The sequence below is a fragment of the Martinezella lusitana genome (assembly GCF_010668395.1).
Taxonomy (GTDB): Bacteria; Pseudomonadota; Alphaproteobacteria; order Rhizobiales; family Rhizobiaceae; genus Rhizobium; species Rhizobium lusitanum_A.
Genome location: NZ_WUEY01000004.1, coordinates 46,625 through 64,731, shown reverse-complemented (window position 1 = coordinate 64,731; position 18,107 = coordinate 46,625). Strand labels below are relative to the sequence as shown.

The window sequence follows — 18,107 nt, the reverse complement described above, 5'->3', positions numbered from 1 at the left end:
GCGCGATGGAAACGCAAACCAGTTTCAAACGCGAACTTCTCGCAGCTCTGCCGAGCCTGCGTGCATTCGCCATCTCCCTGACCGGTCGTCACGACCGGGCCGACGATCTCGTCCAGGACACGATCATGAAGGCCTGGGCGAAGCAGGATCATTTCGAGATGGGCACGAATATGAAGGCCTGGCTCTTCACCATCCTGCGCAACGAGCTCTACAGCCAGATGCGCAAGAGCGGCCGCGAGGTGCAGGACACCGACGGCGTCTTCACCGAATCGATGGCAACGCATCCCTCGCAATATGGTGCGGTCGACCTGCAGGACTTCCGCAAGGCGCTGGATCAGCTGCCGCCGGATCAGCGCGAAGCCATCATCCTGGTGGGCGCATCCGGATTTTCCTATGAGGAAGCCGCCGAGATTTGCGGCTGCGCGGTCGGTACGATCAAGAGCCGCGTCAACCGCGCGCGACAGCGCCTGCAGGAACTGCTGGGGATTTCCGGCGAAGCGGATTTCGGCCCCGATGCGACATCGGCTCCGCTGACCTCCAAGGCATTCGCCTTCTGACAAAAGAGGCCCGGTCTTCCGACCGGGCCGTTTCTCATTTGACGATGCGGGCCTGTCGGCCGCTGTCGAGTTGTTTCAGGCGACCGGATCAGTCGTCTTCATCGCGCGTTCCAAAGAGATTACCGAACACGAGAGCTGCCGCAACGGCTGCGGTCATCAGCGGCTGTTTGCGCACGAGGCCGAGAACCGCGGCCGCCATCGATTCCATCGCGAGACGGCGCTCGCGGGCGCGGCGCTGCTCCTGCTGGTTGATGATGGCCATGATGACGAGGACGATCAGCCCCAGCACCAGCGCGCCCGCCGCTATCAGAAGCGCCGAGACGGCGGCGCCATAGATCGTCGCGAGCCATATGGCGGCCGCTACAAGTGCAAAGGCATAGCCGGTAAACAGGAGAAGCGCCGCGATGGCGATGAAAATACCGTTGCGCTTGGTTCGCGCAACGGTGCGGTTGAATGTGCCTGACAGAAGCAGGCCGAGGATCGGAGCGAGCATCCCGCCACCCTAGCGGCGAGACAGCAACAGAGCAACAGCGAGGCCGAACGCGGCCGCGGCGCCGATGGTGGCGACCGGGTGCTGGCGCACGGTCCTGCGCATTTCGCGCGAGCCCCTTGCATAGCCGCGCTGGAGATCGCGCAGCAATTCTTCGCCGCGAACCGTCAGGTCATCGAAGCCGGATTCGGCACTGGCACGCAGTTTCTTGCCCTGCTTTGCCCCGTTCTCGCCGATCAGCTTGGCAAAGGCCGCGACTTCCTCGCGCAGCGATTCGATCTGCTCTTCGATGCTTGCCTCGACGTCATCCAGGCTGGTGCCATTGCGCTTGCCGCGCCCCGAATGGAGAATAGATGTAGCCATGGTCAGCTCCCTTTGGTTTTTGCTCGGGCGCCTGTGGCGCCCATTATCCCGCGCTGGTCGGAATTACCCGACACACTAAACTATCGTCCGTTCGAAACATTGATTTCGATCGCTTGTGTCAACGCGCGGATGCAACAAAAAGTTCCAGAATCGGCATTGCGGTTGTCAATCGGTCAGCGCGCTATGAGCGAGGACAAAGGGGGCGCCATCGGCGGGAACGCGGTTGACCCGCAGGTTGCAGCCGAACACGTCCTGAAGATGCTGGTCGATCAGCACGTCCTTCACCGAACCTTTGGCTTGCAGCCGGCCGTTCTTCAGCAGCACCATCCGGTCGGCGAAAAGCGCGGTCAGGTTGAGATCGTGCATCACGGCGATGACGCCGCCGCCACGCCGGCAGAATTGCCGGGCAAGCGTCATGATGGTGAGCTGGTGGCTGATATCGAGGCTGGAGACCGGCTCGTCGAGAAGAAGCCAGCAGGGCTTGCCGTCGATGACCGGCTCCGAGATCTGGCAGAGTACGCGGGCAAGCTGCACGCGTTGCTGTTCGCCGCCGGAAAGCTCCTGATAAAAGCGGCCTTCGAACCCGGCCAGATCGACGACGGAAAGAGCTTCCGTTGCGATGCGATCTGCCTGTTCCGGATGGCGGTTGCGGCCGCTGGTCAGACCCATGCGAACAATTTCGCGGACGGTGAAGGGGAAGGATATCGAGCTCGCCTGCGGCAGCACGCCGCGCATTTCGGCAAGCTGCCAGGCCTCGAGGCCACCGATTTCGGCTCCGTTCATGTGGACCGAGCCGCGATAGGCCAATTCGCCGGAGATGGCTTTCATCGTCGTGGTCTTGCCGGAGCCGTTCGGTCCGCAGATCGCCGTCATGGTACCGGCTTCGGCCGTGAAGGATATGTCCTGCACGACCGGCTTGCCGGCAAGCCGGACGCTCAGATTGGAGACATCGATCATCGCAGGCTCACAGGCTGAGGCGCGAGCGCTGCCGCAGCAGCATCCACAGGAAGAAGGGACCGCCGACGCCTGCCGTCAGAATGCCGATCGGCAGCTCCGCCGGAGAAACGATGGTGCGGGCAACCACATCGGCGATCATGAGCAGCGAACCGCCCAGCAGCGCCGAGGCGGGCAGCAGGAAACGATGGTCGGGCCCGATTACCATGCGCAGGATATGCGGGACGACGATGCCGACGAAGCCGATGCCGCCGCTGACGGCGACGGAGGCGCCGACTGCCGCCGCCACGCTGACGATAGCGATATTCTTCAACCGCTGCACGGCTATCCCCATGTGGAAAGCCGCTGCTTCGCCGAGCGTCAGCGCGTTCAGCCCGCGCGCCATGAAGGGGAGAGGCAGCAGGGAAAGGATGATGATCGGTCCGGCGCCGGTAACCTTGCTCCAGGTCGAGCCCGCCAGCGATCCCATGCTCCAGAAGGTAAGGTCGCGCAACTGACGGTCATCGGCCATGTAAATGAGGATCCCGGTCGCCGCGAGAGCGAGCGAACCGAGCGCGATGCCGGCAAGCAGCATGGTCGCGATGGATGTCTGCCCATGCCTGGTCGCCACCTTATAGAGCAGTACCGTCGTTGCCAGGCCGCCGATGAAGGCGGCGATCGGCAAGGAGAATATGCCGAAGACATGCACGACGGGGGCCAGGACGCCGCCGCCGAGAACGATCATGGCGACCGCGCCGAGGCTCGAGCCGGCGGAGACGCCGATCAGCCCCGGATCGGCCAGCGGATTGCGAAAGAGGCCCTGCATGACCGCGCCCGAAACCGCCAGCCCGCCGCCGATCAGGAAGCCAAGCACGGCACGGGGCAGACGGATGTCGAAAATGACGATGCGATCGCGAATGCTGAGCGTGCTCTCGGCACTGCCGCTCACCATGCCGGCGATCACGTCGATGACCGAGGCATTCGAGGCGCCCGTGGTGATCGAGAAGAGAAATGAAACCGCAGAAACCAGCACGAGCCCGGCGATGACGAGGATCGCAAGTGCGGTGCGATCCCCCTCGCGACGGCGTGCCGTGGTTTGCGACATTTGCTTCAGCCCTGCCATGGCATCGTTGAATGCCACGTCAGCCTCCGTAGATTGCGGCGTTCAGCTCGCGGATGGCGCTTGCGGTGCGCGGTCCGAAGCCGAGCAGGTGCAGGCCGTCCATGCGCACGATGGCCTTGTGGCTGGCGGCAGGCGTCAGCGAAATGGCCGGCTGCTTGAGCAGGTCCTCGTTCGACATCGACAGCGGGCCTTCGCGATCCATGATCAGGATGACGTCGGGCTTGGCTTCGATGATCGCCTCGTCGGTTATGGACTTGTACCCGGAAAAGCCGCTGATCGCATTGATGGCGCCGGTGAGCTTGATGATGCCATCGGCAGCCGTGTTGCTGCCGGAGGCGAGGATCTTGCCGTTCTGGTTGCTGAGGATGAAGAGCACGCGCTTGCGCTCGGCTTCCGGGCGCTTGGCGGAATCGTTGATCGCCGCGTCGAGATCGGCCGCGACCTTGTCTTCCAGGGTCTTGGCTTTTTCCGGCACGCCGAGCAGCGCGCCGACGACTTCGATCTTCTTCAGGATGCCGTCGCGATCATAGTGCTGCGGCACGGTTTCGAAGGGCAGGCTGGCGTTGCGCAGCACGGCCAAGGCTTCCGGCGGGCCGGAGCCTTCCACGGCGATGATGGCCGTCGGATTGACGGCCAGGATGCCTTCCGGCGACAGCGCGCGCATGTAGCCGACATCGGGAAGCGTCGTCGCCTCCTTGGGATACAGGCTGGTCGAATCGCGGGCTATAAGCCGCTTTTCTTCGCCGAGCGCATAGATGATCTCGGTGACATCGCCGCCGATGGCGACGAGGCGCGACGTATCCAGCTTGGGCGTTTCGGCGGCATGTGCATGACGCACGAGGCTGCCGAAGCCGGCAATCGGGTTCGCCGGCACGAGGGGCAGGGCCATCACGACCATGGTCAGGGCGATTTCCCACGGCCTGATGCGCTTGAAGTTCTTAAACATCGTCATCGACCATCTTTCATGCGGCGACGCTGGTGCCGGCTTTCGTCAGGTTTTCCATGATGACGCGCCAGGCGGGCTGCTCATCGAAGCCTTCCTTGCGCTTGCCGAAGAACTGGATGATCATCTCGCCCTTGGCGTTGTAGGCTTCGAGCGAGGTGACATGGCCGTCCTTGGTCGGCTTGCGCACCGCCCATGCCTCGGCGATATGATCCTGGCGCAGATGCAGGTGGAAGGTCGGGTCCATGACGTTGATCCAGGGGCCCATGGTCTGCACGTTGAAGATCGGGCCGGAGTGGATCTGCACGGTGCCTTCATTGGCAACGAAGCACATGATCGGCAGGCCGTCCTGCACCGAGGCGTGCATCATCTCGGCGACGGAGCCGGCATCCAGCTTCCATGCATAATCGTCGCCGACGGCGCGAACCGCTTCCTGGCGGCCGATCTTCAGCTTCTTCAGCATGCCGAAGAATTCGTGCGTATCCGTCATGCGGCTCCAGTGATCGCGCAATTCGTCGCGGGTGACATCGCCGTCCGTCGCGCCATTGTCATAGCCCGAGCGGTCCTCGACGAATTCCTGCGACTGGTCCTCGATACGTAGTTCGGCGACCATGGCGTGATAGGCCTCGACGTTCGAATCGGGGCGCAGATGTACCTTGTGGACGGCATCGCCGGCCTTGTCGAAGAACTGCAGGCTGAGCTTCTCCTGATCGCCATCGGTCTTGGTGACGGCGAAACCGTAGGCCCAGCGCTTCGGGAAGATGCGCAGGTCGATGTTTTCGCCCAGCACGATCGCCGCCTGAGCACCGAACTTCATGTTTTCATAGACACCGATCTTCTCATGCACGGCGCTTTCGTTGCGCGACAGGGCCATGATCTCGCCGAGCGAGGCAATCCGCTCCAGAAAACGATCGACGCCCGCATCGATGCGGATGGCCGAGATGCCGACTTCGGCCGCGACCAGCGCAGCTTCGGAAATATTGAGCCGTGCTGCGATATCGCGCTCGCGCATCTTCGGGTTTTCGGCGCGGAAGGCGCGGATTTCGGCGGGGGTCGGGCGGGTCGTCTCAGTCATCTGTCTGCCTATTTGTTGAGTATGAGCTTGCCTTGGCGTGTGATCTTCATGCGATAGATGACGCCTTCGTGCTTGATCATGATTTCGGTCTGGCCCCGGAAAATATCCGTGCTCTCGACAATTCTTACCTGCGGTGCGGCCGTGCATTGCACCGGCGGCGTTGGGGTCTTCTCAGCAATCATCCTGTTTAGTTTTGCCTGAAAATTCATCGGGGGCCGAACCGCTGTCCGGCCAAATTTATCTTGACTCTCATATTCATGCTTCCATAAAGACGCAATAGGAGACCGATAAAGTCAAGTTTAAAATTTCGACGATACACGCCAGGGCCACTGGCCGGGCACGCAAGCGTCAAAACATATTCAGGAGACATGCCGATGCTGACGAAAACGATCTTGGCTCTCGCTGCTTCGGGGCTGTTCGCTGCGGCATCCTGCGTTCCCGCCCTTGCCCAGGATGCGAATGCGGCTGCGGCGCCTGCATCGACGGTCCCGGCTGCTGTCCACAAGCTCAACGTCGAGCTCAATGCGCTGGCGCCCTCCCAGAAGGGATGCATGATGACCTTCGTCGCGGAAAACGACATGGCGACGCCGATCAACAAGATCTCCTTCGAGCTTGCCTTCTTCAACGACAAGAACGCCGTCGACCGCGTCACCGTTCTCGATTTCCGCGACCTGCCGCTCGGCAAGAAGCGGGTGCGGCAATTCGATATGCCCGGCGTGAAGTGCGAGACCGTCTCCCGCATCATTATCAACGACACGCCGGTCTGCGATGGCCCGGCGGCGGGCGAGTGCAAGGCCGCGTTGACGACGCGCTCGCAGATATCGGTTCCATTCGAAGGCTGAAATCATGGCGACGCGCTCGGTCAAGGTTTCCATGGAGCGCCGCCGCGCAAGCGGCGACATGAACGACAACAATCCGAATGCGCTCCCCGGCCACGAACTGACCGGCCTCGAGGGCGTGCCGAGACCTCCTGCGGGGGAAGCGGTCGTCCACTACAGCCGCTTTACGCAGATCGATTCCTTTCCGAACCATCCGAGCGAGCCTGCGGCCATTGAAACGGCAGAGCAACTGCCGATGGATGCGCTGCCAGAGAGAGCGGGCAGGATAGCGGCGGGACATAAGACGTCGTTCATTTTCTCCGGCCTCGGCTCTTGCCTGTTTCACGCCGCGATCGTTGCGGTTCTGCTGATAACTTTCGTCGCGGCACCGGAAGACGCGCAGGAAGAGGCGGGCGACACCGTCAGCGTCATCATGATTGGCAATTCTGATGCCGATCAAATGACGGCTGGTGAGGAAGATCAGCATCCGGATCCTGAACAGGTGACTGCAGAGGCGGTTCAGCCGCAAACGGTTCAGCCGACCGAGGTGACGCCGGAAGAAATACAGGCACCGCAGCCCGACGTTGTTCAGCCGCAAACGACGGAAGCGCAGCCCGTCCAGACGGCTGAGGCCGCCCAGCCGGTCGAGCAGGCTCCACCCGAGACAGTCGCCTCCGAGCAGCCGCAGATATTGGCGACGCAAGCGCCGGCTGAAACGACTGTCGTTCAGCCCGTTGATCCGGTCCAGCCTGTCCAGAACGAAGTGGTCGAGGCGCAGCCGGTCGAACCGGCGCCGGAAGTCGTAACGCCTGTTGAAAAGCCGAAGCCTGTCGAGAAGCCGAAGGAAATCAAGAAGCCGGTTGCAAAGATCGTAAAGGCGAAATCCGGGTCGAGAGGCGATAACCAGCAGGATTCCAAGAGGGGATCTGTCGATGGGACCGAGACGGCTCAGTCCGATAACAATTCAGTTGTAAATGCGCGACGCACCGGGGCGGGAAGTGCCGAGATTGCCAATTATCCGGGCAAGGTTCAGTCGCGTATCCGTCGAGCGGTTCGGCTCTCGTCGAAATACCAAGGCGGGATCACAGTGCGTGTCCGCCTTACGATTGGGTCGAGCGGTGATCTGACATCGATGTCGATCGCCCGCAGCTCGGGTATTCCGGAACTGGATCAGTCAGTCACGGATGGTATTCGGCGAGCCGCACCGTTCCCGCCACTGCCATCGGAATGGGGCAAGCCGAGTTGGTCCTTCACCCAAGAGGTCCAGGTTACAGGGCGCTAGATTGGGGAGTGAGCGATCACCTCCCCACCGGCGGCAGCATTCGACGTGCACACCTCTGCTGCGGGCGCGAAGGATCGGTCTAGTCCATGGCATCCACTGGGCGAGGGGTTTCTCATCCAGGCATTTCGCTGCATCAAAATATGATGAAAACTCTCAACTTTATACTTTACTCCAAAACTCATGTTTAATAAGGTTGCCTCGCGCTCGATGGAATCGAGCGTGCAAGAGCAACCAGCAAACGGGTGATGTATGGCGCGTAAGGGGAAGAAGGATTTTGGCCGTGAGAGCCGCCAGGCGCAAACGCCGGCGCAAGTTCCGGCGAAATCCGGTCTCGACGTCCGCAGTTTTCTCTATGTCGGCGGTCGCGATTGCCAGGTGGCGCATCTGCGTCAGATCGCCAGCAATTTCGGGGCTGAACTGATCCATCACGATGGCGGCCTGCGCGAGGCGGTGTCGCGCATCGATACCGTTCTGCCCTCGGTCGACTGCGTCTTCTGCCCCATCGACTGTATCAGCCACGATGCCTGCTTGCGGGTGAAGACCGGCTGCAAGAAATTCGGCAAGGCGTTCATTCCCTTGCGCAACGGCAGCAAGTCCAGCCTCGAGCGCGCGCTGCAGACAATGAAAGAACGAGACGTTTCCCAATGATCGAGAATGGCCCTGACGGGTTTATGCTGATCGGCCTGCACAAGCTGGCTGCGCAGAATGGCGATGGGCTGGTGCCTGAACTTTACGAACTGTTGATGCGTCGTGCCGAAGAGCAGCGGCGTGCTGCGAATGTGACGACTTTTCCGGCCTGGAAGACGCGGAAGCCGGGAGAAGCGCCGGGTCTGCAACTGGACGAGGCAAGCCGAGACGGCGCGAATGTCATTGCCTTTGCGCCGGACGTGGATAAGACTGTCGCGCGTCGCAAGAAGGTCTGATCGTCGAACGAGGTTGCCATGTATATCGCCATGAACCGCTTCAAGGTCGTCATCGGTTTGGAGGGCGAATTCGAAGAGGTTTGGAGAGGACGCGATTCCCGGCTGTCCGAAGTGCCCGGCTTTCTCGAGTTTCGCCTCCTGCGCGGCAAGGCGAATATGGATGAGGGTTATACCCTGTTTTCCTCGCATACCGTTTGGCACAGCGAAGAGGATTTCATCAACTGGACGAAATCCGAGCATTTTCGCATGGCGCATCGCAACGCGGGCGATAACAAGCGCCTCTACTGGGGTCCGCCGCAATTCGAAGGCTTCAGCGTGGTTCCCGGCATTTAGGGCAATTCCGTGAAAAGCTGAGCCGCTCAGCCGGGAAAGCCGGCTCGCGAAGCGCAATAATCCTCGGCTTATGCCTTTGCCGTCCCCGTCCTGAAGAAGGCGCCGAGCGCTATCGCCACCCAGCCGGCAATCATGCCCATTCCGCCCGTCGGGGCCGCCATCGGAAAGAGCGAGCTGCCGCCGAAATGCCTGATGATGAGATCGCCGGCGAAGATCAGCGTTCCCAATCCCAACAGGATAGCGGCGGCCGGCGCGGTGCGGATGCGGTCATAGCCGGCATAAAGCGCCAGCAGCGCAGGGGCATGGGCGAGGCTCATGGTGGAGGCCGCGCCGAGGAAATGCGTATCGCCGCCATGGGTGGCCGCTGCGGCAAGCGCGACGCCACCGCCGCCGAGAATGCCGGCAGCAAACAGGGTGGCCGGACGGATTGCGGTGCCAATGCTCATGTCTTTGTCATTCCCTGTTCTGCATATGGAAAGCCAGACGCTCGACAGGCTCCCAGATGATTGCCCTTAGTTTTTCGTTCTCGATGGTTTCGTCCATGGCCCGGCGGAAGCATAGCAGCCATTCGTCGCGTTCCGCGGGGCCGATGGCGGCGACGAAATGCCGGCTGCGCAGGCGCGGGTGGCCGCGCTTTTCGATGTAGAGCTGAGGCCCGCCCAGATAACCGGTCAGATATTCGTAGAATTTCTCCTGCGAGCCTTCCAGGCTCGGCGGGTGAACGGCCCGGCAATTGGCTGCCTCCGGCAGCGTATCCATCAGTTCGTAGAAACGCGAGGTCAGTGCCCGCACCGTCCGGTCGCCGCCGATCGCTTCGTAAAGTGTGATGGTATTTTCGCTCAAGCCTCGGCCCCTGTTTGCGATGTCCTACATGGCAACTCAAGAGCGATGCCGCAACCGCCGAAGCGGCCGGTGCGGCGTTTCGGCGCTGCCTTATTTCGCCGTCTTCAGGTAGAAAGCGTCGCTTTCTCCGGGGATAAGCTCGAGCGGCCACACCGTCTGGCGTGTCTGCCTGGGGTATTCCTGGCTGTAGGCGGGCATGTTGGAGAGCAGGACTTCAGCCAGTTCCACGCCGAGGTCATGCAGCGATGTGCGAAAGCAGGTCAGCGCCGGCTGCAGGAATTTGGCGCGTGGCGCCTCGCGAAAGCTTACGACGGCAATGTCGCGTCCGGGAATGATGCCGGATTCCATCACGCGCCGATAGAGGCCGATGGCCATCAACTCATAGATCAGGATCACGGCCGTCGGCCTGTCGTCGAGGCGAAGCAGCTCGTCCGCGACCTGATAGCCACCCTGTTCGCTCGATTTCGCGCGGATGACCATGGCCGGGTCGTAGGGGATGCCGTGCCGCTCCAGCGCGCGGCGATAGCCCTCCACGAAGACGAAGCCGAGATTGATGTCGCTCGAGGGCGCGCTGATGGCGATGCGGCGATGCCCATGCGCCACGAGCCTGTCGACCGCGCAATTGACGACGCCGTCGAAATCGAGATCGGCCCAGGGATGCTGCGTGCCTGAAAGGCTGCGGCCGAGCGCTGCAAAGGGAATCTTCGCCTTGGCAAGCAGATCGAAGCGCTTGTCGACGCGCTGTGTCTCCGAAATGATGAGCGCATCGACGATGCGTCTTGCCACCATGCGCTTCAGATATTCATAGGGGTCTTCGTCATGCGGGCAGGGCAGCATGATCAGATCGAGCTTGTGGCGCGAGAAGACGCTCTGCAGTCCACCCGTTACGGTCAGGAAGAAATTGTCGCTGTTTTCAACGGTTTCCTTGCTGGATTGGATCATCAGGCCGATGACATTCGTCGTGCCTTGCCGAAGGCTGCGCCCGGACTGGTTTGCCACATAGCCCAGCTGTTCGGCAGCGGCGAGAACGCGCTTGCGGGTCTCGTCGTTGACATCAGGCTTGCCGTTCAACGCGCGTGATACTGTGCCGATCGAGATATCTAGATGTTCGGCAAGCTGACGAATTCCCTTCATCGGCCGCGGTTTTCCTCCCTGAACCATTTTCCGTAGTCCTCCTCTATTGACACAGGAAAATCTTTTCGCATAGTATCGTAAACGTTTACGGAGCGCGTGTCATGAGGGGTTACGCACCGCCCGCTGGAGGACATCGTGAAATTTAATGCCATTTTGTGCGGGTGCGGAGCTATGTCCAAGGGCTGGCTCAGGGCCATCGCCTCGACACCGGCGCTTGCCGAATCCATTCAGATCGTGGGTCTGGTCGATCTCAACAGAGCGACCGCTGAAAACCTCGCAAAAGAGTTCTCTCTCGAAAGCGTCGTTATCGGCTCCGATCTTGCAGACGTCATCGAGGCCACCAAGGCCGATCTGGTCTTCGACGTCGTCATTCCGGCCGCGCGCTTCGGCGTGGTTTCGACGGCGCTGAAGGCCGGCTGCCATGTGCTCAGCGAAAAGCCGATGGCGACGTCGCTTGCCGAGGGCGCCGCGCTGATCGATCTTGCCGCTCAAGCCGGCAAGGTCCATGCCATCATCCAGAACCGCCGCTTCATCTCGGGCGTCCGCCGCTTGCGGCGTTTCGTGGAAGAGGGGGCGATCGGCGATCTCACCGGCGTCCATTGCGATTTCTTCCTCGGTCCGCATTTCGGCGGCTTCCGCGAGGAAATGGACAATGTGCTGCTGCTCGACATGGCGATCCACACCTTCGACGCCGCCCGCTTCGTGTCCGGCAAGGTGCCGCTCTCGGTCTATTGCGTCGAGAAGAACCCGGTCGGATCCTGGTACAAGCATGGCGCATCCGCTCACGCGCTGTTCGACTTTTCCGACGACGTCGTCTTCAGCTATCGCGGTTCCTGGTGTGCCGAAGGGCGGCGCACGAGTTGGGAAAGCCAATGGCGGCTGACCGGCAGCAAGGGCATGCTGACCTGGGATGGCGAAGAGAGTTTCGAAGCGGCGGTTGCCGGCAATGAGCCGGGTCTGCTGCACGGCTTCACCCCGATCGAGGTTCCCGGACCGAAGCACGAGGAGGAGACACATGGCCATGCCAGCGTCATCGCCTCCTTCATCGAGGCGATCAGGACCGGCAAGCCGCCCGAGACCGCGAGCGGTGACAATATTCGCAGCCTCGCCATGGTTCTCGGCGCGATCGAGAGCGCCAAGACGGGCCGGCGCGTCGATATATCAGCACAAGGACAGTGACATCATGACAAATCCGGCAAAGGCCATCCGCATCGGCACGATGATCAGGGCGACGAACGAGGATGCCGCCAAGGGCATCGCCAAGATCGCCGATCTGGGCTTCGAAAGCTTCGAGCCCTTCTTCTGGCAGACCACCAACGGCCAGAACCTTGCGGAACTCGGCAAGCGCTGCCGCGACGCCATCGGCGACCGCGACATCACGATTTCGACCCTCGGCATGTTCGGCAATCCGCTTGAAGAGCGTGAGCTGGACCTGCAGACGCTGCAGGGCTGGAAGGACTGCATCGACAACGCCCATCATTTCGGCGCCACCTGCGTCGCCGGCTTTACCGGGCGTATCCGCAACAAGCCGCTCACCGACAGCCTGCCGCGCTACAAGCAGATCTGGAGCGAGCTTGCCAAGCGGGCCGCCGACAAGGGCATCAGGATCGCTTTCGAAAATTGCGCCATGGACGGCAACTGGGCGACCGGCGACTGGAACATCGCGCACAATCCCGATGCCTGGGAGCTGATGTTCAACGAAACGCCGGACGACAATCTCGGCCTGGAGTGGGAGCCGTGCCATCAGATGGTCTATCTGATCGAGCCGCTGCCGCAGATCCGCAAATGGGCGAAGAAGATTTTCCACGTCCACGGCAAGGATGCGACGATCCGCTGGGATGTCATCAAGGAGCACGGCATTTTCGGCAAGGAGAAGTTCGTCTTCATGCGCACGCCCGGCTTCGGCGACAGCAACTGGATCGATATCATCTCCGAGCTGCGGCTTGCCGGCTGGTCCGGTTCCATCGACATCGAGGGCTGGCACGACCCGGTTTATCGCGATGCGCTGGAGATGACTGGTCAGGTTCACGGCCTGAACTATTTGAAGAGCAGCCGGGGCGGGGAATTTGTCGAATAGCGCGCATGTTTGCGAATCTGCATCGATTTAGGAGGCAAGTTGTGCGTTAATCAAATGCCCGGGGCGCGTGACGCTTCGGGCAGGACGGATACCAAAACGGAGGAACTGCCGAGCGTCCGCTCCTTGTCCCTGTGACAGGCGGACGCTTGGTGCAAGCGAGAGAAAAGCCGATGGCAGCGCGGGCCATGTCGTCGGTCAGATACCGTCACGGTTCGCAGGTGGAGGAGAATATATGAGTATTTTTTCGAAGCTGGCGATCACTGCCGGCATGTCGCTTCTGTTGGCTGCCGGTGTGGCGCAAGCCCAGAGCAAGACATTTAACGTCTGGTGGTACGAACTGCCCGACACGCCTCAGGCCGTGGCCTGGACGAAGGCACTCGACGTATTCAAGACCAAGCATCCCGATATCACCGTCAATTTCGAACAAAAGACCTTCGATCAATTGCAGAAGGCTGGCAGTCTCATTCTCAATTCGGACCAGGCGCCCGACGTGCTCGAGTACAACAAGGGCAACGCCACGGCAGGCCTCGTCGCCTCGCAGGGGCTCCTGACACCGCTCGACGACCAATTCAAGGCGCGCGGCTGGGACAAGGTCCTGAACGAAACCAACACGCAGCTCAGCAAATATGACGAGAACGGCGTCTATGGCTCGGGTCCGATCATCGGCATTCCGGCGCTCGGCGAGTTCGTCTCCGTCTTCTACAACATCGACATGTTTCAGGCCGACGGCCTGAAGGTGCCGACGACGCTAGCCGAGTTCGAGGCGGCTCTCGACCACTTCAAGCAGAAGGGCATCACGCCGCTCGCCTATGGCACGGTCGATTCCAACGCGCAGCATCTGCTTTACACGCTGGCGCTGACGCAGGCCGACGACACCTGGGTGAAGAACTATCAGGGCCTCAAAGCCCCGCTCGACACCAAGCCCTTCCTGTTCGCCGCTCAGAAGATCGCCGACTGGGTGAGCAAGGGTTACATCTCGAAGGATTCGACCGGCCTCAAGGGCACGGATGCCGCCACCGTCTTCTCTTCGGGCAAGGCGCCGATGTTCGTCAGCGGCACCTGGAACAACGGCAATTTTGCCAACACCATCAAGACGTTCAAGTGGAGCCAGTTCCTTTTCCCGACGCCGAAGTACACTGTCGGCTCGACCGGCAGCATGTTCATGGTGCCGAAGAGCGCCAAGAACAAGGATCTCGCCTATGAGTTCATCGACCTGGTGCTGAGCAAGGATAACCAGAACCTGCAGGCAAACCTCGGCGGCGTCGCCATTGGTGCCGATCCTGCTGCCATCACCGATGAAGTCGGCAAGCGCAACGTAGAGCTCTTCAACGAGATTTCCAGCAAGGGTGGCCTCGGCTTCTACCCGGACTGGCCGGTGCCCGGCTACTACGAGCTGCTGATCCAGGCAACGACCGGCCTGGTCAACGGCTCCACGACGCCCGATCAGTTCGTCGTGCGCTTGAAGAAGGCTTACGACGACGTACAGGCGGCCCAATAATCCCATCGGCGACAATCACAACGGCGGGACGGCCTTCATGCCGCCTCGCCGTATCGGACTGGAGGAATTCGATGGATAAGTCGAGGAGCGCCGGCAGGGCGGGGTACTATCTCTATATGATCCCCGGAATGCTGGGGTTTGTGGTGGTCGTGCTCATTCCGCTGATTGCCAATTTCGCGATCAGCTTCACGACATGGAAGGGCGGCGTCATTCCGCCCCGTTATGTCGGTTTTGAAAACTATGCGAGGCTGCTTCAGGATGCCGCCTTCTGGGGCTCCATCCAGCACACGCTGCTGTTCATCATCTCGATGACCATCGTGCCCATCCTCCTGGGGTTGGTGCTCGCGGCGGTGCTGTTCGACTATATCAGCGCGCAATTCAGCGAGACCTGGTCGAGCTTCTTTCGCGCCGGCTTCTACCTGCCGCAGATCCTGCCGCTGACCGCGGCCGGCGTTCTCTGGGGATGGATCCTCAACCCCATCGGCATCATCAACGCCGTGCTGAAGGCGATCGGTCTCGACTTCCTTGCCAAAAACTGGCTGGGGGATGCCAACTACGCGCTCTGGGCGGTCTCGGCCGTGATCGTCTGGGTGCAGGTCGGCTACTGCCTGGTCGTCTTCATGTCGGGTTTGGCGCGCGTCGATCCTTCGCTGTACGAGGCCGCCGAGCTTGACAATGCAAGCTGGTTCGGGCGTTTCCGCTCCATCACGATCCCGATGCTTATGCCCGAGATCTTCGTCGTCGCTCTCACGACGCTGATTGCGGCACTCAAGGTCTTCGCGCCGATCTACGTCCTGACATCGGGCGGGCCCGACAACGCGACGACGGTTCCATCCTATCTGTCTTACTATCATTTCTTCACCACGAACCGCGTCGGCTATGCGGCCGCGATCGCGACGCTGCAAACGGTCATGACCATCGTGCTCGGCATCGTGTTCCTGCGCATGCAATCGAAGCAGACCGAGGGAGGGCACTGAGATGGCCGCCACATCTTCGATTTCCGCCTCGGTCGTTTCGACGGATCGTCGCCAGGGGAAGGGCTTTGGCCGCTGGGTGGTTCTGGCTGTCCTGCTCGTCTTCCTCGCGGGAACGCTCTTTCCGTTCTTTCTGGCTGCCTTCAACGCCATCAAGACGCCGTCCGACTATGCCGCCAACGGCCCGCTTGCATTCCCGCACAGCTTCGACCTGACGGCACTCAAGAACTTCTGGGACACGGTGAATTTCCCACGCAAGCTCTTCAACAGCATTCTCATCAGCGGATGCACGGCCATATTCGCCGTCGTTCTCAGCCTGCTCAATGCCTATGCCATCGGCATCGGCCGGGTGCGCGGCGGGCAGGCGTTGCTGGTGGTGCTGCTGATCGCCATTATGGCGCCGCAGGAAGCGCTTGTTTATCCGCTGTACTATATGGCCAAGCAGGTGGGCCTGTTCGATTCGATGCTATCGGTGATCCTGATCATCGGCGTTCTGCACACCGCCTTCGGCACCTACCTTCTCTCTTCGGTCCTCACGACCTTTCCGCGGGAGATCATCGAGGCGGCGCAGATCGACAACGCCACGCGATGGCAGATCCTGTGGCTGGTGATCGTGCCGGTGCTGCGCCCGACGCTGGCCGTGCTGGCGACCTTCTTCTTCATCTGGACCTGGAACGAGTTTCTGATTCCCCTGGTGTTCCTGGTCTCCAACAACAACCAGACGGTCTCCGTCGCCATGGGCGTGTTGTCGGGAGCCAATACGCAGGAACCGACCGCGATTGCGGCGGCCTCGCTGCTCGGCATCACGCCGACGGTGATCTTCTTTCTGATTTTCCAGCGGACACTGACGCGCGGCGTCGCCGTCGGTGCCGTCAAATAGACGAATGCGGAAGCCCCGTTTTGCCGGCGACGGTCGAGACGGGTGCGATGAATGGCAGGTCCGACGAAGTTCGATTTTCCGCAGGAGGAGTAAAGTGGCAGGTATCAATATCAAGTCCCTCACCAAGCATTTCGGTGCCGTGCAGGTTCTCAACGACATCGATCTGACGATCGAGCGCGGGGAGTTCGTCGTCTTCCTCGGCGGCTCCGGTTGCGGCAAGTCGACGTTGCTGCGGATGATCGCGGGCCTGGAGTCGATCACCAGCGGCGAGATCTGGATCGGCGGGCGGCGCGTCGATCAGCTGCCTCCGGGCGAGCGCGGGGTATCGATGGTGTTCCAATCCTACGCGCTCTATCCGCACATGACCGTGCGCGACAACATGTCGTTCGGCCTGCGCAACATCAAGACGCCGAAAGCCGAGATCGACCGGCGCATCGAGGAGGCTGCCAAGATCCTCGAAATGCCGCATCTCCTGGATCGCAAGCCCTCGGCGCTCTCCGGCGGTCAGCGTCAGCGTGTCGCGATCGGCCGCGCCATCGTGCGAGAGCCCGATGTGTTCCTTTTCGACGAGCCGCTCTCCAACCTCGATGCCGGCCTGCGCACGCGCACCCGCGTCGAGCTGGCACAGCTGCACGAGCGGCTTGGCGCGACGATGGTGTTCGTCACCCACGACCAGGTGGAGGCGATGACGCTTGCCGACCGTATCGTGCTGCTCAACAACAAGAAGATCGAGCAGGTGGCTTCACCCGTGGAGATCTACACGCGGCCCGCGACGCGCTATGTTGCCCAGTTCGTCGGCTCGCCGGGCATGAACTTCATAAGCATAGCCGGCGTCGGCGATGCCGGCGGCCTGGCGACGGCGACCTTGCCGGACGGCTCGGTCATCAGGACGGCTGTCGCGCTCGACGGTCTCTCGAACGCCGGGCTGACGCTCGGCATCCGCCCGGAGCATCTGGTCGTCACGACCTCGGAGAAGGGCGATATTGGCGGCCATGTCGAGACCGTGGAGCGTCTTGGCGACCGGTCGCTCGTTCACGTCAGGCTCAAGGACGGCTCGAAGATCATCGGCACCGATCCAGGCATGACGACCGTTGCGACCGGTTCGCCGATCGCCTTTGCCGTCGATGCAAAGAAGGTGAGCATCTTCGATGCGAACGATGCCGCGTATCATTCCGTAAACTGAGGAGGACACAACAGAAAGACCAGCCATACCCGACTGTGCCTTCAAAGGCCGCCGATTAGATCATTGACGAAACCGTCCAACTGGTATGTTATGTCGCCATGTCCACTGCGCACCACAGGAAGAAGCAGCCTCTGTTCGTCCGCCAGCAATTGCTGGAGGTCGCGGCGCGGCTTGCTTCCGAAAAGGGGATGACAGCGGTGACGCTGGATGCCGTTTCCGGCGCGTCCGGCGTCAGCAAGGGCGGTTTGCTGCATCATTTCCCCAGCAAGAACATGCTTCTGGAAGCGCTGTTCGACAGCCTTCTGGAACGGCTCGACGCTGCAATCGAGGAAGCGATGCGCGCCGATCCGCTGCCGCATGGCCGCTTTACCCGCGGCTACCTGCATGCCTGCCTGGCATTGCGGGATCAGCCGCAGGGCACGAAGGACTGGGCGCAGGTGACGATGGTGCTGCTCAGCGAACCGCAATTGCGGCAGCGCTGGCGCGAATGGGTGCGCGAGCGCAGCGAGGAATATGTCGGAACGGACTCATCGGTGGATGCCGCAATCGTCAGATTGGCGACCGATGGGATCTGGCTTGCGGACCTGCTCGGCAGCCACGACATGGACCAAAGCTCTCGTCAAAGGCTGATCGACCGGCTGGTCGAACTGACAAAGCTCTAACATTATCGGAGAAAAT

At 61.3% G+C, this 18,107-nt stretch carries 23 protein-coding genes; 13 read left to right on the top strand and 10 right to left on the bottom strand.

Translation table 11 applies throughout. From position 1 onward, the window contains the following. Nucleotides 1–5 precede the first annotated feature (5 nt). The gene (locus GR212_RS10365) at nt 6–557 is read left to right on the top strand and encodes an RNA polymerase sigma factor (RefSeq protein ID WP_163986408.1); all 552 of its coding nucleotides are present in this window, start codon (nt 6–8) and stop codon (nt 555–557) included. An 88-nt stretch (nt 558–645) separates the two neighbouring features. Here the strand turns inward: GR212_RS10365 and GR212_RS10360 are convergent, their stop codons facing one another. The 7 genes from GR212_RS10360 to hemP form a co-directional block, all read right to left on the bottom strand. Further along, nucleotides 646–1,050: a hypothetical protein gene (locus tag GR212_RS10360; protein ID WP_163986407.1), complete on the bottom strand. Its 405-nt coding sequence runs from the start codon at nt 1,048–1,050 to the stop codon at nt 646–648. 9 nt (nt 1,051–1,059) lie between these two features. Continuing rightward, nucleotides 1,060–1,410, bottom strand: coding sequence for a glycine zipper domain-containing protein (locus tag GR212_RS10355; RefSeq protein WP_163986406.1), 351 nt, complete (start codon nt 1,408–1,410; stop codon nt 1,060–1,062). Between the two features lie 165 nt (nt 1,411–1,575). Beyond that, on the bottom strand, nt 1,576–2,367 hold the full coding sequence (locus GR212_RS10350; RefSeq protein WP_163986405.1) for a heme ABC transporter ATP-binding protein: 792 nt from the start codon (nt 2,365–2,367) through the stop codon (nt 1,576–1,578). Between the two features lie 7 nt (nt 2,368–2,374). Next, nucleotides 2,375–3,466 carry a FecCD family ABC transporter permease gene (locus GR212_RS10345; protein ID WP_432444362.1) on the bottom strand — a complete coding sequence of 364 codons (1,092 nt, stop codon included), beginning with the start codon at nt 3,464–3,466 and terminating at the stop codon, nt 2,375–2,377. 19 nt (nt 3,467–3,485) lie between these two features. Beyond that, on the bottom strand, nt 3,486–4,418 hold the full coding sequence (locus GR212_RS10340) for a heme/hemin ABC transporter substrate-binding protein (protein ID WP_163986403.1): 933 nt from the start codon (nt 4,416–4,418) through the stop codon (nt 3,486–3,488). A 10-nt stretch (nt 4,419–4,428) separates the two neighbouring features. After that, a complete protein-coding gene (locus GR212_RS10335; RefSeq protein ID WP_163986402.1) occupies nt 4,429–5,484 on the bottom strand; it encodes a hemin-degrading factor in 1,056 nt (351 codons plus the stop codon). An 8-nt stretch (nt 5,485–5,492) separates the two neighbouring features. Continuing rightward, complete coding sequence (hemP, locus tag GR212_RS10330) at nt 5,493–5,666, bottom strand: hemin uptake protein HemP (RefSeq protein ID WP_047629363.1); 174 nt, start codon at nt 5,664–5,666, stop codon at nt 5,493–5,495. A gap of 192 nt (nt 5,667–5,858) precedes the next feature. On the opposite strand from hemP, the gene GR212_RS10325 reads away from it, so the two are divergent. The 5 genes from GR212_RS10325 (at nt 5,859) to GR212_RS10305 (ending at nt 8,840) form a co-directional block, all read left to right on the top strand. Continuing rightward, nucleotides 5,859–6,326: a hypothetical protein gene (locus tag GR212_RS10325; protein WP_163986401.1), complete on the top strand. Its 468-nt coding sequence runs from the start codon at nt 5,859–5,861 to the stop codon at nt 6,324–6,326. Between the two features lie 4 nt (nt 6,327–6,330). Beyond that, nucleotides 6,331–7,584, top strand: coding sequence for an energy transducer TonB (locus GR212_RS10320; RefSeq protein WP_163986400.1), 1,254 nt, complete (start codon nt 6,331–6,333; stop codon nt 7,582–7,584). Nucleotides 7,585–7,833: 249 nt separating this feature from the next. Beyond that, entirely contained in the window at nt 7,834–8,232 is a 399-nt protein-coding gene (locus tag GR212_RS10315) for a DUF2325 domain-containing protein (RefSeq protein WP_163986399.1), read from the top strand. After that, nucleotides 8,229–8,507 (top strand): hypothetical protein, encoded by a 279-nt coding sequence (locus GR212_RS10310; RefSeq protein ID WP_163986398.1) that lies wholly within the window; start codon nt 8,229–8,231, stop codon nt 8,505–8,507. Before GR212_RS10315 ends, GR212_RS10310 begins: the two co-directional genes overlap by 4 nt. Before the next feature lie 18 nt (nt 8,508–8,525). Beyond that, the gene (locus GR212_RS10305; protein ID WP_163986397.1) at nt 8,526–8,840 is read left to right on the top strand and encodes an antibiotic biosynthesis monooxygenase family protein; all 315 of its coding nucleotides are present in this window, start codon (nt 8,526–8,528) and stop codon (nt 8,838–8,840) included. Nucleotides 8,841–8,908: 68 nt separating this feature from the next. Here the strand turns inward: GR212_RS10305 and GR212_RS10300 are convergent, their stop codons facing one another. The 3 genes from GR212_RS10300 to GR212_RS10290 all read right to left on the bottom strand — a co-directional run bounded on the left by GR212_RS10300 (nt 8,909) and on the right by GR212_RS10290 (nt 10,817). Continuing rightward, entirely contained in the window at nt 8,909–9,286 is a 378-nt protein-coding gene (locus GR212_RS10300) for a DUF423 domain-containing protein (RefSeq protein WP_163986396.1), read from the bottom strand. A gap of 7 nt (nt 9,287–9,293) precedes the next feature. After that, entirely contained in the window at nt 9,294–9,683 is a 390-nt protein-coding gene (locus tag GR212_RS10295; protein WP_163986395.1) for a group II truncated hemoglobin, read from the bottom strand. 90 nt (nt 9,684–9,773) lie between these two features. Next, complete coding sequence (locus GR212_RS10290) at nt 9,774–10,817, bottom strand: substrate-binding domain-containing protein (RefSeq protein WP_163986394.1); 1,044 nt, start codon at nt 10,815–10,817, stop codon at nt 9,774–9,776. A gap of 135 nt (nt 10,818–10,952) precedes the next feature. Here GR212_RS10290 and GR212_RS10285 point away from each other — a divergent pair, with 135 nt between their 5' ends. The 7 genes from GR212_RS10285 (at nt 10,953) to GR212_RS10255 (ending at nt 18,091) form a co-directional block, all read left to right on the top strand. Beyond that, nucleotides 10,953–11,996 carry a Gfo/Idh/MocA family oxidoreductase gene (locus GR212_RS10285; protein WP_163986393.1) on the top strand — a complete coding sequence of 348 codons (1,044 nt, stop codon included), beginning with the start codon at nt 10,953–10,955 and terminating at the stop codon, nt 11,994–11,996. A 4-nt stretch (nt 11,997–12,000) separates the two neighbouring features. Continuing rightward, nucleotides 12,001–12,894, top strand: a complete 894-nt coding sequence (locus GR212_RS10280; protein WP_163986392.1) for a sugar phosphate isomerase/epimerase family protein — start codon at nt 12,001–12,003, stop codon at nt 12,892–12,894. Nucleotides 12,895–13,126: 232 nt separating this feature from the next. Continuing rightward, nucleotides 13,127–14,392: an ABC transporter substrate-binding protein gene (locus tag GR212_RS10275; RefSeq protein ID WP_163986391.1), complete on the top strand. Its 1,266-nt coding sequence runs from the start codon at nt 13,127–13,129 to the stop codon at nt 14,390–14,392. 71 nt (nt 14,393–14,463) lie between these two features. Further along, nucleotides 14,464–15,369: a carbohydrate ABC transporter permease gene (locus GR212_RS10270; RefSeq protein ID WP_163986390.1), complete on the top strand. Its 906-nt coding sequence runs from the start codon at nt 14,464–14,466 to the stop codon at nt 15,367–15,369. A gap of 1 nt (nt 15,370) precedes the next feature. Next, nucleotides 15,371–16,246: a carbohydrate ABC transporter permease gene (locus GR212_RS10265; RefSeq protein ID WP_163986389.1), complete on the top strand. Its 876-nt coding sequence runs from the start codon at nt 15,371–15,373 to the stop codon at nt 16,244–16,246. Nucleotides 16,247–16,340: 94 nt separating this feature from the next. Then, the gene (locus GR212_RS10260; RefSeq protein WP_163986388.1) at nt 16,341–17,429 is read left to right on the top strand and encodes a sn-glycerol-3-phosphate ABC transporter ATP-binding protein UgpC; all 1,089 of its coding nucleotides are present in this window, start codon (nt 16,341–16,343) and stop codon (nt 17,427–17,429) included. Between the two features lie 98 nt (nt 17,430–17,527). Continuing rightward, nucleotides 17,528–18,091, top strand: a complete 564-nt coding sequence (locus GR212_RS10255; protein WP_163986387.1) for a TetR/AcrR family transcriptional regulator — start codon at nt 17,528–17,530, stop codon at nt 18,089–18,091. Nucleotides 18,092–18,107 lie beyond the last annotated feature (16 nt).

Coding starts and splice junctions, on each gene's coding strand:
- GR212_RS10365 (WP_163986408.1), top strand. CDS start 6: ATGGAAACGCAAACCAGTTTCAAACGCGAACTTCTCGCAGCTCTGCCG.
- GR212_RS10360 (WP_163986407.1), bottom strand. CDS start 1,050: ATGCTCGCTCCGATCCTCGGCCTGCTTCTGTCAGGCACATTCAACCGC.
- GR212_RS10355 (WP_163986406.1), bottom strand. CDS start 1,410: ATGGCTACATCTATTCTCCATTCGGGGCGCGGCAAGCGCAATGGCACC.
- GR212_RS10350 (WP_163986405.1), bottom strand. CDS start 2,367: ATGATCGATGTCTCCAATCTGAGCGTCCGGCTTGCCGGCAAGCCGGTC.
- GR212_RS10345 (WP_432444362.1), bottom strand. CDS start 3,466: ATGGCAGGGCTGAAGCAAATGTCGCAAACCACGGCACGCCGTCGCGAG.
- GR212_RS10340 (WP_163986403.1), bottom strand. CDS start 4,418: ATGACGATGTTTAAGAACTTCAAGCGCATCAGGCCGTGGGAAATCGCC.
- GR212_RS10335 (WP_163986402.1), bottom strand. CDS start 5,484: ATGACTGAGACGACCCGCCCGACCCCCGCCGAAATCCGCGCCTTCCGC.
- hemP (WP_047629363.1), bottom strand. CDS start 5,666: ATGATTGCTGAGAAGACCCCAACGCCGCCGGTGCAATGCACGGCCGCA.
- GR212_RS10325 (WP_163986401.1), top strand. CDS start 5,859: ATGCTGACGAAAACGATCTTGGCTCTCGCTGCTTCGGGGCTGTTCGCT.
- GR212_RS10320 (WP_163986400.1), top strand. CDS start 6,331: ATGGCGACGCGCTCGGTCAAGGTTTCCATGGAGCGCCGCCGCGCAAGC.
- GR212_RS10315 (WP_163986399.1), top strand. CDS start 7,834: ATGGCGCGTAAGGGGAAGAAGGATTTTGGCCGTGAGAGCCGCCAGGCG.
- GR212_RS10310 (WP_163986398.1), top strand. CDS start 8,229: ATGATCGAGAATGGCCCTGACGGGTTTATGCTGATCGGCCTGCACAAG.
- GR212_RS10305 (WP_163986397.1), top strand. CDS start 8,526: ATGTATATCGCCATGAACCGCTTCAAGGTCGTCATCGGTTTGGAGGGC.
- GR212_RS10300 (WP_163986396.1), bottom strand. CDS start 9,286: ATGAGCATTGGCACCGCAATCCGTCCGGCCACCCTGTTTGCTGCCGGC.
- GR212_RS10290 (WP_163986394.1), bottom strand. CDS start 10,817: ATGAAGGGAATTCGTCAGCTTGCCGAACATCTAGATATCTCGATCGGC.
- GR212_RS10280 (WP_163986392.1), top strand. CDS start 12,001: ATGACAAATCCGGCAAAGGCCATCCGCATCGGCACGATGATCAGGGCG.
- GR212_RS10275 (WP_163986391.1), top strand. CDS start 13,127: ATGAGTATTTTTTCGAAGCTGGCGATCACTGCCGGCATGTCGCTTCTG.
- GR212_RS10270 (WP_163986390.1), top strand. CDS start 14,464: ATGGATAAGTCGAGGAGCGCCGGCAGGGCGGGGTACTATCTCTATATG.
- GR212_RS10265 (WP_163986389.1), top strand. CDS start 15,371: ATGGCCGCCACATCTTCGATTTCCGCCTCGGTCGTTTCGACGGATCGT.
- GR212_RS10255 (WP_163986387.1), top strand. CDS start 17,528: ATGTCCACTGCGCACCACAGGAAGAAGCAGCCTCTGTTCGTCCGCCAG.